Origin of the sequence: Stieleria mannarensis (assembly GCF_014154935.1) — a bacterium.
Lineage (GTDB): Bacteria > Planctomycetota > Planctomycetia > Pirellulales > Pirellulaceae > Stieleria > Stieleria mannarensis.
On sequence record NZ_JACEHH010000212.1, the window covers coordinates 1 to 553 of the forward strand.

The window sequence follows — 553 nt, forward strand, 5'->3', positions numbered from 1 at the left end:
TAAAAATCCGTTGTCGTGATCGACAGACGAGGCTTGTATTTCGCCTGTGCCAATCAACCAATCATCATCACCGGTATCGGTCAGCAACTCAAGCAATTGGTCGACTTCAAGAAATCGCACCTCACCAGAAGGAGATTCAGCCTGAAGTTTACTGCTCATCATCGGTTCCTCAAAAAGGTCGAATGTTTCCAGCGCCATCGAGTACGAATAGCTCGTCAATGTTTAGAAAACGTTTCATTGCTGCAATACCGCCGTCATGTCGACACCATCCGCAAGTGACGCGGTCAACGTATATGGTGATGCTTCGCGTGCGCGAAGCCATGATTTCGCCTGATGCCTTCATCAACGCAATGGCTTCTGCATGATGTGCGGATCTTAAGTTGCCGCTTACGCCAGCCGCCTCATAGTATGCTCGACGCAGAGAAGGTGAAAGATCTTCGAATCTTCCATTTAGGCCAAAGAAGTTTTTCCCGTTTACATGAACTCGTGCAACCGCGCCGGTCGAGGGAACTGCCTCATCAAATTTGGGCAGACCATGCTTTAACCTAAAATC

1 protein-coding gene is annotated in these 553 nt (G+C 48.6%); it reads right to left on the bottom strand.

The genetic code is table 11. The annotated features are described in order from the left end of the window. Positions 1–169: 169 nt before the first annotated feature. On the bottom strand, positions 170–553 hold a 384-nt coding region (locus tag H1B37_RS33115; RefSeq protein ID WP_182871539.1), incomplete at its 5' end, for a deaminase.